This is a genomic window from Kitasatospora brasiliensis (genome assembly GCF_032654805.1).
Lineage (GTDB): Bacteria > Actinomycetota > Actinomycetes > Streptomycetales > Streptomycetaceae > Kitasatospora > Kitasatospora brasiliensis.
Genome location: NZ_JAUOOW010000006.1, coordinates 60479 through 73832, shown reverse-complemented (window position 1 = coordinate 73832; position 13354 = coordinate 60479). Strand labels below are relative to the sequence as shown.

10 protein-coding genes are annotated in these 13354 nt (G+C 73.1%); 5 read left to right on the top strand and 5 right to left on the bottom strand.

Annotated elements, in window-relative coordinates; translation table 11 throughout:
• The first annotated feature begins 76 nt into the window (after window positions 1-76).
• Window positions 77-1570, top strand: a complete 1494-nt coding sequence (locus QWJ13_RS23080) for an MBL fold metallo-hydrolase (protein WP_316526795.1) — start codon at window positions 77-79, stop codon at window positions 1568-1570.
• A gap of 58 nt (window positions 1571-1628) precedes the next feature.
• Here QWJ13_RS23080 and QWJ13_RS23075 read toward each other — a convergent pair whose 3' ends face one another.
• Complete coding sequence (locus QWJ13_RS23075; RefSeq protein WP_316526794.1) at window positions 1629-1838, bottom strand: DUF397 domain-containing protein; 210 nt, start codon at window positions 1836-1838, stop codon at window positions 1629-1631.
• A 199-nt stretch (window positions 1839-2037) separates the two neighbouring features.
• Between QWJ13_RS23075 and QWJ13_RS23070 the strand changes: the two genes are divergently transcribed.
• The 3 genes from QWJ13_RS23070 to QWJ13_RS23060 are packed head-to-tail and all read left to right on the top strand — an operon-like array spanning window position 2038 to window position 8400.
• On the top strand, window positions 2038-3402 hold the full coding sequence (locus QWJ13_RS23070; protein ID WP_316526793.1) for a TIR-like protein FxsC: 1365 nt from the start codon (window positions 2038-2040) through the stop codon (window positions 3400-3402).
• Window positions 3399-7406 carry an FxSxx-COOH system tetratricopeptide repeat protein gene (gene fxsT / locus QWJ13_RS23065; RefSeq protein WP_432277585.1) on the top strand — a complete coding sequence of 1336 codons (4008 nt, stop codon included), beginning with the start codon at window positions 3399-3401 and terminating at the stop codon, window positions 7404-7406. Before QWJ13_RS23070 ends, fxsT begins: the two co-directional genes overlap by 4 nt.
• Window positions 7407-7437: 31 nt before the next feature.
• A complete protein-coding gene (locus tag QWJ13_RS23060; protein ID WP_316526792.1) occupies window positions 7438-8400 on the top strand; it encodes a 2-hydroxyacid dehydrogenase in 963 nt (320 codons plus the stop codon).
• Window positions 8401-8411: 11 nt separating this feature from the next.
• On the opposite strand, the gene QWJ13_RS23055 is transcribed toward QWJ13_RS23060, so the two are convergent.
• The 3 genes from QWJ13_RS23055 to QWJ13_RS23045 all read right to left on the bottom strand — a co-directional run bounded on the left by QWJ13_RS23055 (window position 8412) and on the right by QWJ13_RS23045 (window position 11206).
• Complete coding sequence (locus tag QWJ13_RS23055) at window positions 8412-9266, bottom strand: alpha/beta fold hydrolase (protein ID WP_316527370.1); 855 nt, start codon at window positions 9264-9266, stop codon at window positions 8412-8414.
• 23 nt (window positions 9267-9289) lie between these two features.
• Window positions 9290-10237 carry a DUF4231 domain-containing protein gene (locus tag QWJ13_RS23050; protein WP_316526791.1) on the bottom strand — a complete coding sequence of 316 codons (948 nt, stop codon included), beginning with the start codon at window positions 10235-10237 and terminating at the stop codon, window positions 9290-9292.
• 204 nt (window positions 10238-10441) lie between these two features.
• A complete protein-coding gene (locus QWJ13_RS23045) occupies window positions 10442-11206 on the bottom strand; it encodes a sugar isomerase domain-containing protein (RefSeq protein WP_316526790.1) in 765 nt (254 codons plus the stop codon).
• A 221-nt stretch (window positions 11207-11427) separates the two neighbouring features.
• Between QWJ13_RS23045 and QWJ13_RS23040 the strand changes: the two genes are divergently transcribed.
• Window positions 11428-12120: an iron-dependent transcriptional repressor DtxR gene (locus QWJ13_RS23040; protein WP_316526789.1), complete on the top strand. Its 693-nt coding sequence runs from the start codon at window positions 11428-11430 to the stop codon at window positions 12118-12120.
• 350 nt (window positions 12121-12470) lie between these two features.
• On the opposite strand, the gene QWJ13_RS23035 is transcribed toward QWJ13_RS23040, so the two are convergent.
• Entirely contained in the window at window positions 12471-13211 is a 741-nt protein-coding gene (locus QWJ13_RS23035; protein ID WP_432277584.1) for a bifunctional DNA primase/polymerase, read from the bottom strand.
• Window positions 13212-13354 lie beyond the last annotated feature (143 nt).

Genomic DNA, 13354 nt, shown 5'->3' with positions numbered 1-13354 from the left:
CGAAAGTGTACTTGAATACATGAGTGGACTGGAGTACATGTTGGTACTCCAGTCCACCTAGCGAGGAGACCAAGCGATGGTCGTCCCGTACACCCTCGGTCTGCACGAAATCGCCGCCGACACTTACGCCTACCTCCAGCCCAACGGCTCCTGGGGGCTCAGCAACGCCGGGCTGGTCGTCTCCGGCGATGAAGCCCTGCTCGTCGACACCCTGTTCACCGTCCCGCAGACCCGGGACCTACTGGCCGCGATCAAGCAGGCCCTGCCGGCGGCCGCCATCGACACCCTGGTCAACAGCCACAGCGACGGCGACCACTGGTGGGGCAACCAGCTGCTGCCCGATGCCACGGTGATCGCCTCCGAGGCCGCCGCGATCGACATGGGGCGCGACCACCTCCACCAACTCCTCGCCGCGCCCGGCGACGTGCCGCTGCCGCGAGTCGTCCGGGAGATGCGGAAGGTCTTCGACTTCATCGGCATCGTGCCCACCCTGCCGAACCGGACCTTCAGCGGCGAGCTGGAGGTCGCCGTCGGGAAGCGCACCGTCCGGCTGATCGAGGTCGGGCCCGCCCACACCTGGGGTGACGTGCTGGTCCACGTGCCCGACACGGGCGTGCTGTTCGCCGGGGACATCCTGTTCATCGGCGGTCACCCGGTGGTCCACAGCGGGCCGGTGGAGCGCTGGATCGCCGCCTGTGACCTGATCCTCGGCCTGGACGTCGAGACGATCGTGCCCGGACACGGCCCGGTCGTCGGCAAGCCCGAAGTCCGTACCTTCCGAAGCTACTTGGAGCGGGTCCTGGCCCACGCCACGCGCTCCCACCGCGCGGGCGTCCCGGTGCTGCGGGCCGCGCGGGAGATGGACCTGAGCGGCTTCGAGGACTGGATCGACCGGGAGCGGCTGCTGCTCAACATCGGTGCCGTGTACCGGGAGCTGAACGGCGACGGGACCCCGGTCGAGCAGGACCTGCTGGTCCAGCTGGAGGAGTTCGCCACGGAGGGCCCCCGCCTGGCGCCGCGGCCCAGCGCCGAGATCGCGGCCCTCGCCGGGCGCCTGGACGGCCCCGCGGCCGCCCTGGTCGCCGACGGCGCCGGGCCGCTGGCGGGCCGCCCGGTGCTCAATGTCCTGGCCACCATCGGCCACCACCCCGACCTCCTGGTCGCCCTGGTGCCGCTGCTCGCCCAGCTCAACCAGGGCCTCCTGCCGTTCCGTGAGCGCGAGTTGGCGATCCTGCGGACCGCGCACCGCACCGGCTCGGCGTACGAGTGGGAGCACCACGCCCGGCTCGGCTCGGCGGCCGGGCTGACCGGGGGCGAGATCGCCCGGGTGGAGGAGGGGCCGGAGCACCCGGACTGGTCGGAGGCCGACCGCACGCTGCTGCGGGCCGTCGACGAGCTGCACGACGGGCACGCGCTCGCTCCGGACACCTGGCAGGCGCTGTCGCGGAGCCACTCGGCGCCGGAGCTGCTGGAACTGCTGGCGCTGGTCGGGACGTACGGGATGGTCGCCGGGATCCTCAACTCCTGCCGGGTGCCGCTGGACGGCTGGCTGGCGGACCTAAACCTTTAGCGGAGACCGCGCAGGAAGTCGGCCCGTCCGACTTCCTGCGCGGCAGGACCCGCAGGACTCAGCCCTGGGGCGCGGCCTGGACGAAGTGGTCGAACTCGCCGGCCTTGGCGCCGAGGACCCAGGCCCTGAACTTGACCCGGGTGGTGGTGACGATGAGCGATGGGTCGTCGGACTGCCGGATGTAGACGGAGTCGCCCTCGGAGGCGATCTCGATCCACACGTCCTTGTCGCTGCTGGTGCTGGACTTCTGCCAGACGAGGTGGTCCACGGATGCCCTCCTGGGTGGTGCGCGGCGGCCGGAACGAGGGTACTGCTCTCAGTGCACGGTTGGTCGCGTCGTTTCGGTCATGTCAATTCGTGCGAGACGTTGTGCTATTCCATTGGGGTGTCAGTCGTTCCTACACTGAAGCCCCGCCGCACGGGGGCTGCGGGAGGCAGGTTTGCCGACGGGCCCGGGGGAGGCGCGTGTGACTGACCGGGGCTGGGAAGAGGACGACGCCCGGCCGTACTTCTTCCTCTCCTACGCGCACACCCCGAAGGCCGGTGCGCGGGGCGCGAGCGATCCGAACCACTGGGTCAGGCAGCTGTACCGGGACCTGTGCGAGGCGGTGCTCCAGCTCACCACCGTCCCGGACGGGGTCGCGGTCGGTTTCATGGACGAGTCCATGCACCAGGGCGAGCTGTGGGCCGAACGGCTGTCCGACGAGTTGGCGTCCTGCCGGGTGTTCGTCCCCCTCTACTCCCCGCGGTACTTCAACAGCGTTCCGTGCGGCCAGGAATGGCACGCCTTCACCCGCCGACCGGTCTACCCGGCGAACCTCGACGCCGAGCGCACCAGCGGCATCGTCCCGGTGCTGTGGGCCCCGATGAGCCGCTACCGGCTGCCGGACGTGGCCAGCGAACTCCAGTTCAACCACGCGAGTTTCGGGCCCGAGTACGCCACCGAGGGCCTGTACGCGCTCATGAAGCTCAGCTACTTCCGCGCCGCCTACGAGCTGGCCGTGCACCGGCTGGCGGCCCGGATCGTGCAGGTCGCCGAGGAGACGGTGATCCCGATCGGGCGGCGGCTGGAGTTCAGCACCCTGCCGAGCGCGTTCAATGTCACCGCCCCGACCAAGCAGCTGCGGATCTCCGTACTCACCTATCATCAGGGCGAGTTGCCCGCGGACCGCAGCCCCGACTACTACGGTGAGCGGCGTCTCGACTGGCACCCGTACCGGCCGTCCGGCTCGCCCATCGCCCAGCACGCGGTGCGGCTGGCACGGCAGCTGGGGTTCCAGCCGACCGTGCACGAGTTCGACGACGAGGTGGAGTCGATCATCGAGGGCAACGCCGAGGCCCCCGGCCTGCTGCTGCTCGACCGGTGGGCGCTGCGCGACCCGCGCCGGCGCGAGCTGGTCCGGCGCTTCGACCGCTCGGACGCCACCTGGGTGGGCGTCCTGGAGCCGTTCAACGGGGACGACCCGGAGTGCGTCGAATGCGCCGACGAGCTGGTGGAGTTGAGCGACGACGCGCTGCGCATCACTCGGCGGGCCAGCCGCCCGAGCTTCCTCGGCGCGACCGGCCCGACCGGCCCCACCGGGCTGAGCACGCTGGAGGACTTCGACGACGCGCTGCCCCGGGCGGCGATGAAGGCCAAGTACGCCTTCGAGGGGCGCACCCGGGCCGAGCCGGAGGAGCCCCCGGTGCCTCGACCGAGCCTGCGGGACGCGTTCCGACGCCCGGGAGGCGGGTACGGACCGGACGACCCCTTCGACGGGGACGAGAGACCCGGCCAAGGGCCGGACCCGGGAGCAGACGGAAACCCGTCGGGAGGACGAGGAGTTCGATGAGTGAGAACCGCACCAGGAACCTCCGCCTCGGCGGCATCACCCCCGCCGAGGTGATCGCCCAGCGGGAGGCCGAGCGGCAGGCGGCGGAGCAGGACCGCAACGGCCGGATCATCACCTTCTACTCCTACAAGGGCGGCACCGGCCGCACCATGGCGCTGGCCAACACCGCCTGGATCCTGGCCGCCAACGGCTTCCGGGTGCTCACCGTGGACTGGGACCTGGAGGCCCCGGGCCTGGCCAAGTTCTTCCACCCGTTCCTCGACCCGGCCTCGCTGGCCGGCACCACCGGCATGATGGACCTGATCGCCGAGTACCGGGAGGAGGCGCTGCGCCCGGTCGAGCACGCCGAGGGCTGGCACCTGGACTTCGCCCGGGTGCACCCGCACGCGCTCTCGCTCACCTGGCCGTACTTCCCGGGCGGCGGCAGCCTGGACTTCCTCTCCGCGGGCCAGTTCAACCGCGACTACTCCGAGGCCGTCACCCACCTGGACTGGGACATCTTCTACGACCGGTTCGACGGCGGGCAGTTCTTCGACGCCCTCAAGGCCGACATGGCCAAGCGCTACGACTACGTGCTGATCGACTCCCGCACCGGCCTGTCCGACATCGCCGAGATCTGCACCGTCCAGATGCCCGACGACCTGGTGGTCTGCTTCACCCTGAGCGACCAGTCCATCGACGGCGCCTCCCGGATCGCCCAGCACATCCACGACCGCTACCGGGACCGCGGCATCCGCATCCTGCCCGTCCCGATGCGCATCGACGAGGGCGAGAAGGAGAAGGCGGACGCCGGCCGGGCCCTCGCCCGGGTCCGCTTCGACGGGCTGCCGGCCGGCCTGAACGGCGAGGAACTCGCCCAGTACTGGGGCTCGGTGGAGATCCCGTACCGGCCGTTCTACGCCTACGAGGAGATCCTCGCGACCTTCGGTGACCAGACCGGCACCCCCACCTCGATGCTGGCCGCCTGCGAGCGGCTCACCGCCACGATCACCGAGGGGCGGGCGGCCGGCCTGCCGCCGATGGACGAGGAGGTGCGGCTGCGGTACGTGGACGCGTTCACCCGCCGCCGCCCGTCCGTGCCCGCCGACCTCTACCTCTCGTACGTCCCCGAGGACCGGATGTGGGCGGACTGGATCGAGTCCGTGCTGACCAGGGCCGGCTTCCGGGTGCTGCCGCGCGACCTCAGCGCCGGCACCGACCCGCGCGAGGAGACCGAGCGCGGCATCGACTCCGCGTACCGGACGGTCGCCGTGCTCTCGCCCGCCTACCAGCGCTCCCCGCAGGCCAGGGCGCTGTGGGAGTCGGTGGTCAGCTCCGACCCCTCCGGCACCCGGCGCCAGCTGCTGCCCGTCCGGGTCGGCGACGTGCGGCTCACCGCGCCGTTCAGCAACCGCAACCCGGTCGACCTGGTCGGCCGCGACGAGACCCAGTCGATCCAGAGCCTGCTGCGCGCCCTCGGCCGCGGCGACGCGACGCTCGACGACGCGCCCAGCGGCGGGCCGCGCTTCCCCGGCAGCAAGCCCTCGGTGTGGGACGTCCCGCCGCGCAATCCGTCCTTCACCGGCCGCGCCGCCGTCCTGGAGCAGCTGCGCAACCAGCTGCGCGGCGGCATGGCGGCGGTGCTGCCGACCCCGCAGACCCTGTACGGCCTCGGCGGCGTCGGCAAGACCCAGGTGGCGCTGGAGTACGCCCACCGCTTCATGTCCGACTACGACCTGGTCTGGTGGATCGACGCCGAGCAGATCGAGCTGGTCGCCCCGGCGCTCGCCGAACTCGCCCGCCGGCTGGGCCTGCGGGTCGGCGACTCCGTCACCGAGGCCGCCGAGGCCGCCCGGGAGGCGCTGCGCCGCGGCGTGCCCACCTCGCGCTGGCTGCTGATCTTCGACAACGCCGACGAGCCCGCCGAGATCCGCCGGTTCTTCCCCGGCGGCTCCGGCCACATCCTGGTCACCTCCCGCAACCAGGCCTGGACGGGGCACGCCGAGGCGCTCGAAGTCGACGTCTTCACCCGGGGCGAGAGCGTCGAGCACCTGTGCCGGCGCGCCCGCAGCCTCTCCCGTCCGGACGCCGACCGGGTCGCCGAGGCGGTCGGCGACCTGCCGCTCGCCGTCGAGGTGGCCGCCGCCTGGCTGGACACCACCGGCACCCCGGTGGAGACCTACGTCGCCCAGCTGCACGCCGAGGCCGCCCGGGCGCTGGCCGTCGGCCGCCCCGCCGACTACCCGACCCCGGTCGCCGCGACCTGGAACGTGTCGATCGGACGGCTGCGCCAGCAGTCCCCGGCGGCCGTCCGGCTGCTCCAGCTGTGCGCGTTCTTCGCGCCCGAGCCGATCTCGATGAACCTCTTCTACAGCGACCAGATGATCCGGGCGCTGGTGAAGTTCGACGCCGACCTCAGCGACAAGTTCATGCTGGGCAAGGTGATCCAGGCGATCGGCCGGTACGCGCTGGCCAAGGTCGACGCCGGCAGCAACAGCTTCCAGGTGCACCGGCTCGTCCAGGCGGTGATCCGGGCCGGGATGACCGCCGACGAACAGGAGATCGCCGTCCACGAGGTGCATCGCATCCTCACCGGCGCCCGGCCCGTCCTCGGCGACACCGACGACCCGGCCAACTGGCCCGCCTTCGACGAGATCTGGCCGCACCTGTCGCCGTCCAAGGCGCACAACTGCGACGAGGCGGACACCCGCCAGCTGCTCATCGACCGGGTCCGCTACCTGTGGAAGCGCGGCGAACTCGACCGCGCCCGCGACCTCGGCCACGCGCTGGACGCGGAGTGGACCGGCAAGCTCGGCGAGAACGACCGGCAGACCCTGCTGCTGCGCTTCCAGCTCGCCAACGTGCTGCGCTCCCAGGGCAATTACGCCGAGGCGCTGGCGCTGGACGAGGACACCGTGGAGCGCCAGCGGGCGCTGCTCGGCGAGCACCACCCGTACACCCTGATGACGGCCGGCTCGCTCGGCGCCGACCGCAGGGCCCTCGGCCGGTTCCAGGCAGCGCTCGACCTTGACCGCGAAATCCTGGACCAGTTCCGGGAGTTGTTCGGCGACGACAATCCGCGCACGCTCTCCATGGCGAACAACCTGGCCATCGACTACCGGCTGGTCGGCGACAGCGAGGCGGCCCGGGAGCTCGACCAGGAGACCCTCGACCGGCGCACCGCGGTGCTCGGCCCCAAGCACCCCTACACCCTGTCCACCAAGTCCAACCTGGCCCGCGACCTGCGCGAACTCGGCGACTACCGCGGCTCGGTGGACCTGCTCCAGGAGGTCACCTCCGACCTCGGCGACGTGCTCGACCCGGATCTGCCGGAGAACCTGCGCAACGCCAAGTCGCTGGCCGTCTCGCTGCGCCGGATCGGCCAGCTCGCCGAAGCCCGCCGGATCACCAAGGAGACCTACGAGCGGTACCTGGAGCGCTACGGCGCCGACGCCCCCGACGCGCTCGCCTGCGCGCTCAACCTGGCCGCCGACCACAGCGCCTCCGGCGACAAGGAGGCCGCCCGGGACCTCTGCTCCACCGTCTTCGAGGGCCACCGGCGGCTGTTCGGCGACGAGCACCCGTTCACCCTGGCCTGCGCCAACAACCTCGGCATCTACCTGCGTGGCAGCGGCGACGTCCAGGGCGCCATCGAGCGGGGCCGGCTCACCGTGGACGGGCTGACCCGCTCGGTCGGGCCGGAGCACCCGTACACCCTCAACGCGATGATCAACCTGGCCAACGCCTACGGCGACGACGGGCAGAACGAGCGCGCCGAGCGGCTCGGCCGGGCCGCGTACCAGGGGCTGTGCGAGCGCTACAGCGCCCAGCATCCGGACGCGGTCGCCTGCGAGGCCAACCTGGCGATAACGCTGCGGGCCTGCGGCCGGCACACCCAGGCGGCCGAGCTGCGGGCGCGGTCGATCGCCGAACTGATCCGGCAGTTCGGCGAGGAGCACCCCAACACCGTCTCGGCCCGGGGCTGGAAGCGGATCAACCGGGACCTGGAACCGCAGCCGGTCTGACCGGGAAGGGGGCGGGGTACGCTCCGAGGTCATGAACACTCCGCCCCCGGTCCTGGTCACCCGGCGCCTCGCCCCCGGCGTCGTCGAGCGCCTCACCGCGCACCACGCCGTCACCTGCCACGACTCCGACGAGGCGATGGACCGGGCCGAGCTGCTGGCCGCCGTGCGCGACCGGCGGGCCGTGATCACCACCCTGGACGACCGGGTGGACGCCGAGTTCCTCGACGCGGCCGGGCCCCGGCTGGCCGTGGTCGCCAACCACGCCGTCGGCTACCACAACGTGGACGTGGCCGCCTGCGCCGAGCGCGGTGTCCTGGTCACCAACACCCCCGGCGTGCTCACCACGGCCACCGCCGACATGGCCTGGGCGCTGCTGCTGGCCGCCACCCGCCGGCTCGGCGAGGGCGAACGGCTGCTGCGCTCCGGCACGCCCTGGAGCTGGGCGCCGCGCTTCCTGCTCGGCCTGGAACTGGCCGGCACCCCGCTGGGCGTGCTCGGGATGGGCCGGATCGGGCAGGCGGTGGCCCGCCGGGCCCGCGCCTTCGACATGCCGGTCAGCTACCACAACCGCCGTGCCCTGACGCCCGAGCAGGCCGAGGGCGCCGACTGGAAGCCGCTGGAGGAGCTGCTCGCGACCTCCACCGTGCTGGTCGTCACCTGCCCGTTCACCGCCGAGACCCGGCACCTGCTGGACGCCCGCCGGCTCGCCCTGCTGCCGCACGGCGCGGTGGTGGTCAGCATGACCGCCGGCGTGGTGGACGAGGAGGCGCTGGCCGCCGCCCTGGAGTCCGGCGCGCTGTTCGCCGCCGCCGTGGACAACTTCGAGCACGAGCCGGCCGTCCCGTCCGCACTGCTCGCCCAGGAACGCGCGGTGCTCGCCCCGCACCTGGGCAGCGCCACCGTGCGCACCCGGCAGGCGATGGGCGGCCTGGCGGTGGACAACGTGCTGGCGGTGCTCGGCGGCTGCGAGCCGCTGACCCCGGTGAAGGTTTAGGCCCTACCCGGTCATCCCGCCGCCCAGGCCAGCGCGGTGGTCATCACCCGGAACGCCCCGAAGTGCGCCGCGCCGGGCTCCAGGAACAGCTCGGCGCCCGGGATCCGGTCGGCCAGCCAGCGGGAGTGGTCGACCGGTGAGAACTGGTCGTCCGCGCCGTGCCAGAGCCAGGCCGGCACCCGGATCGAGCCGACGTCGAACCCCCAGTCGGCGGTGAACGCCAGCACGTCGTCGATCCAGCCGTCCGCGCCGTGCCGGAACGCCTCCCGGTAGTTGCTCTGGAGCATCCGCCGCAGTCCGCTGTCGGCCACCACCTCCCGGTCGGCGGCCGAGAGTTCGGTGCGCAGCCCGTTCAGCAGCTGGACCGGGTCGGCCTTGATCTGCCGGGAGCGGAACTCCATCGCGTCGGCGATCCGGCCGTGCCCGCGCTCGGCCTCCTGGTACGCGCGGACGTTGGACGGGGTCATCCCCGCGTACCAGTCCAGGCCGGCCGCGTCGCGCGGCGCGAGGCCGACCAGCACCGCCACCCGGCTGACCCGCTCCGGCAGCAGCGCCGCGCAGGCCAGCGCGTGCGGGCCGCCGCCGGAGCGGCCGAGCACCGCGAAGTTCTCCAGCCCGAACTCGTCGGCGATGGTCCGCACGTCCGCGGCCGCCGCGCTCACCCGGCGGCCGAACAGCCGGGTCGAGTCGCCGTAGCCGGGCCGGTCGTACGAGATCAGCCGCACGCCCAGCCGGTACAGCACGGTGCTGCGCGGATGCGGGCCGACCCGGCTGCCGGGCATGCCGTGCAGCAGGAACACCGGACGGCCGCGCGGGTCGCCGAGGGTCTCGACGGCGAGGGTGCGCTCGTCCGCGGACTCGACCATCCGTAACGACACCTGCGGCCTCCTCAGGACTCCGGGTCGGTTGCGTGCTCCCGGTCGGTGGTGGTGCGCACCTCCCGGCGGGCCTGCCAGGTGGTGTGCTCGCGGGAGATCGCGTCCTCGGCGTCCCGGGCCAGGCGGGCCCAGATCTCCTCGGCCTCCATCGACTCCAGGTCCAGCTGGGCGAGTTGGCGCTGGATCTGCGCCAGCTCCTCGGCGGCCAGGGCGTACGCGGCGGCCAGCGGGCGGTACTGGCGCAGCTGCGCCCAGGCGGTGACCGAGGCGGCCACCGCCGAGACGGTGCCCAGCGCGTCGTAGCTGAACGCGCCGAGCGCCCGCAGCACGGCCAGCACCAGCCCGAGCGCGGGCAGCAGCACGCCCAGCACCCCGGCCCAGTGCCCGGTGCGGGCGCAGTAGCGGGCCTTGGCGCGGTACCAGTCGTGCTGCAGCTGGATCCGCTCGGCCAGGTACACCTCCCGGCGCACCGCCAGCGGCTGCCCGCGCAGGTCGCGCATCGCCGCGGTGATCCCCGCCCCGACCTCCGGGACGGCCACCGGGCCGCCGCGGAACGCGCCCAGCACCCGGGCGAGTTGGAAGTCGTACAGGCCCTCGGCGTCCGGCAGGGGGCGCGGCGGCGGCTGGTAGGCGTCGGCCCGGACGGCGTACTTCCAGGCCAGCGTCTTCACCGACTCGGCGGCGGCCCGGCCCTCGTACCAGAGGCCCTGGGGGTTCTGCCGGCTGATCACCACCGCCAGCGCGATCGCGCCGAGGTAGGCCGCCGCGGCCGGCCAGGCCCAGGGCTCGCCGTCGGCCGAGCCGGTCGCCGCGGCGACCACCAGCAGGACCAGCTCCCAGGCGGAGAGCAGCACCGAGCGCCGCTGCCCGCGCAGCGAGGCCGCGTCGGCGGCCCAGAAGAACTCGGGGAGCAGCTCCCGCTCCCGTACCCACCCGGTCCGTCCCGCAACAGACGCCATGTTCGGCCCCCACCAGTCGCTCCGGTCGCTCCGCCCTCCTGCCCCGGGCGGCTCGCCGGTACGCCTGGTGACGGCCGGGGCGGCCGGATGTGGCCGGGAAGTCCCGTGGTTTTGTCCGGTACTCCCCGTGTTTGCTCCGGCACCCAGCGTACGGGGGGTGGTGGGGGCGCGCGACGGCCGGCCGGCGTGCGCGGGCGGCGCAGCCTAGTAGGTGTAGAAGACCCGCTCGGCGTTCTCGGCCATCTGCTTGGCGTTCCACTCGGTGCCGCCCGGGACGTTGCCGGAGCGGAACAGCGGCGGAGCGGGGGCCTCCCCGGCGGCCGCCTTGTCGGCCAGCCGGCCGACCGCCGAGGCGACCACGGCCTGCATCAGCGCGCTGGTCACGATGGTGGAGACCGGGCCGAAGGTGGTCTCGGCGCCCGGGTGGGTCAGCTCGCCGTCACCGACCGCGATCTTGCTGTCCAGCACGACGTCGCAGTGGTCCTTCAGATAGGTGCCGGTCGGGTGCGCCGAGGGCACCTCCTGCGGGTACGCGAGCGAGGTCACCCCGATCACCTTCATGCCGCGGTCCCGGGCGTACCGGGCCAGCTCGACCGGCATCACCTGGCGGCCGGAGAGCGAGATCAGGAACAGCAGGTCCCCGGTGGTCGCCGGGGTCAGGTCCAGGGTCGCGGTGGCCAGCCCGGAGACCCGCTCCAGCGCGCTGGACAGCGGCGCGGGCATCACCGTCACCCCGGCCATCCCGGGGACGTTCAGCAGGTTCATCGGGACCAGCCCGCCGGCCCGGTAGACCACGTCCTGGGCCGGCAGCGCGGAGTGGCCGGCACCGAAGGTGAACACTCGGCGGCCTTCGGACATCGCCTCCGCCAGCAGCGCGGCGGCCGCCTCGATGGTGTCGGCCTCCTCCTCCCGGACCCGCTGGAGGTGGGCGATCGCGGCATCGAAGTACCGGCCGACCAAGTCGTTCATCTGGTGCCTTCGCTCTCTGCCGGTGGGGGATCCGGCCGGGTGGGGTGGTCCGGGTGGTCCAGACCGCCGGTGGAGAAAGCTACGGCGAGCACGGTCGCGCCCCGGCGGCACCGTTGTCAACAGTAAGGAAAACGGCCCCCCGGGGCCCCGGCGCGGGCCCGGTTGCCGGTCCGGTACGTCAGAATTGGCGGTGAGGACACCGAAGAACGGAGCCGGCGACGATGTCTGGGCTGATCGACACCACTGAGATGTACCTTCGCACCATCCTGGAGCTGGAGGAGGAAGGCATCGTCCCGATGCGTGCCCGGATCGCGGAGCGACTGGAGCAGAGCGGTCCCACGGTCAGCCAGACGGTCGGCCGGATGGAGCGCGACGGGCTGCTCCAGGTCGCCGGCGACCGCCACCTCGAACTGACCGAGGACGGCCGTCGCCTCGCGGTGCGGGTCATGCGCAAGCACCGCATCGCGGAGTGCCTGCTCGTCGACGTGATCGGCCTGGAGTGGGAGCAGGTGCACGAGGAGGCCTGCCGCTGGGAGCACGTGATGAGCGAGACGGTCGAGCGCAAGGTGCTCGCCATGCTCGGCCACCCCACCCAGTCCCCGTACGGCAACCCGATCCCGGGCCTGGACGAGCTGGGCGACACCAAGGCCGAGGGCGAGGGCTTCGACGCCGGGCTCGTTCCGCTGGACACCGTCAAGCCGGGCGAGGCCGGGGCCGACGTGGTGGTCCGCCGGATCGGCGAGCCGATCCAGACCGACAGCGCGCTGATGAGCACCCTGCGCCGGGCCGGCGTCCGGCCGGGCTCCACCGTCAAGGTGAGCGCCGGCGTCGGCGGCGTGCTGGTCGGCACCGGGGACAACGCGGCGGAGCTGGGCAAGGACATCGCCCAGCACGTGTTCGTCGCCCAGGCCTGAGGCGCGTAGCGGTCGTGCGAAGGGGCCCGCTGCTCTCCCCCAGCCTCCGGCCGGGAGGTACCCCCACCTGCAGCGGGCCCCTTTCGCCCTCCCCGTCCCTCCCGGCTCCCCACCGCCACCGCCGCCGCCCGGCTTCCCCGTCCGAGCGCCCCTCCGGCGTCCCCACACACCGCAATTCCTCCCCTCGGCCGATCATGGCAATCCTTGAGTGCTGTCACTCGTACGAGGGGCTTTCGCGCCTGACCAGCGGGTACACGGAAGCCTTATCCGGACATGCGTATGACGGGCCCTGCCTCCGGTGGGAGACAAGGCCCGTCACTCGCGCGCGTTGTGTCGCGCGGTGCACACCCTCACCCGATCGGCAGAGGGCGTCCGTTCCAGGAGGCGGCCCCGGCGGCCCCGGCGGCCCGGGCGGACCGGCGCGGGGGCGCCTCGCGGGCGCAGGCGTAGACGAGCGGGCCGATCAGCTCGGCGGCGTCCGGCAGCCAGCGGTTGAGCACGCTGGGGGAGCGGGCCCACTGGGCGTACCCCAGGGAGCCGATCCGGGAGGGCGGGGCGACCGTCCAGTCCCCCTCGCCGCGGGCGACCAGGTCCAGCCGGCCGGGCGGGCGGCCGAGCCGGCGGAGCAGCTCCGGCAGCCGGGCCGCGGCGCCGGGCAGCACCAGGAAGTGCAGCCGCCGCCCGATCCGCCCGGATGCGGCGGGCTGGACCGCCACCGGGCCGAGCTGGAGGTCCATCCGCTCCATCCGGGCGAGCGCCAGGCAGCCGGCCCGCTCCGGGACGTCCAGGACGTCGAACGAGCGCCCGGTGGGCAGCAGGATCGACGCCTGCGGCTGCTCGGTCCACCAGCCGCGCACGGCGCCGGGCCCGGCGCTCGCCGTCCGGGCCCAGTCCGGGTCGAGTGGGTGGGCGCCCGGCAGGGTGCAGCGGAGGTCGCCGCAGGAGCAGCGGACGGTGCCGGCGTCGTCGATCAGCCAGGCGCCCGGTGCCACCTCCCAGTGGCAGGTCTCGGCGTAGCCGGCGGCTTCGGTGAGCAGTGCGGGCGGAGCGGCCTTCTCGTCCTGGCCCGAAACATCGGGGATGTCTTCCACGGGGTGCTCAACTACCGTGTGTGAGGCTGGTTACGGCCCGGGGGCGCCCGGTTGGGTGCATCCCGGCGATGTCACCCGTTCCGGTTAGTCGACCGAGTTGAAGGGCCCAAGGGCAGGCGCAGTGGGGGCGCACGGGAGCATTT

Bases quoted from the DNA above. Each gene is read 5' to 3' on its own strand.
- QWJ13_RS23055 (WP_316527370.1), bottom strand. From the start codon at position 9,266: ATGGTCGAGTCCGCGGACGAGCGCACCCTCGCCGTCGAGACCCTCGGC.
- QWJ13_RS23040 (WP_316526789.1), top strand. From the start codon at position 11,428: ATGTCTGGGCTGATCGACACCACTGAGATGTACCTTCGCACCATCCTG.
- QWJ13_RS23050 (WP_316526791.1), bottom strand. From the start codon at position 10,237: ATGGCGTCTGTTGCGGGACGGACCGGGTGGGTACGGGAGCGGGAGCTG.
- QWJ13_RS23060 (WP_316526792.1), top strand. From the start codon at position 7,438: ATGAACACTCCGCCCCCGGTCCTGGTCACCCGGCGCCTCGCCCCCGGC.
- QWJ13_RS23080 (WP_316526795.1), top strand. From the start codon at position 77: ATGGTCGTCCCGTACACCCTCGGTCTGCACGAAATCGCCGCCGACACT.
- QWJ13_RS23045 (WP_316526790.1), bottom strand. From the start codon at position 11,206: ATGAACGACTTGGTCGGCCGGTACTTCGATGCCGCGATCGCCCACCTC.
- fxsT (WP_432277585.1), top strand. From the start codon at position 3,399: ATGAGTGAGAACCGCACCAGGAACCTCCGCCTCGGCGGCATCACCCCC.